The 393-nt window shown below is 57.0% G+C and carries 1 protein-coding gene; it reads left to right on the top strand.

Annotated elements, in window-relative coordinates; genetic code table 11:
* The coding region (locus tag H0X90_RS35545; protein ID WP_196438456.1) for an efflux RND transporter permease subunit at nt 1–393 on the top strand (393 nt) is incomplete at both ends.

Raw genomic sequence — 393 nt, 5'->3', positions numbered from 1 at the left:
GGATATCGCTGACTACGTGGCGAGTAATATCCAGGATCCGCTCAGCCGTATTAACGGCGTAGGGGATATCGACGCCTACGGCTCGCAGTATTCCATGCGCATCTGGCTGGATCCCAACAAGCTGAACAGCGTGCAGATGACGGCCAAAGACGTGACTGACGCCATCGAATCGCAGAACGCTCAGATCGCCGTCGGTCAACTGGGCGGTACACCCTCTGTCGATAACCAGGCGCTGAACGCGACCATTAACTCTCAGTCCCTGCTCCAGACGCCCGATCAGTTCCGTAATATCACCCTGCGGGTCAATCAGGACGGCTCTGAAGTGCGGCTGGGCGATGTCGCGACCGTGGAAATGGGCGCGGAAAAGTATGATTATCTGAGCCGCTTTAACGG

The organism is Burkholderia sp. 9775_39 (assembly GCF_015712225.1).
Lineage (GTDB): Bacteria > Pseudomonadota > Gammaproteobacteria > Burkholderiales > Burkholderiaceae > Burkholderia > Burkholderia cenocepacia.
Note: the sequence above shows the minus strand (reverse complement) of the source record. Positions and strands in the feature narration are given on the sequence as shown.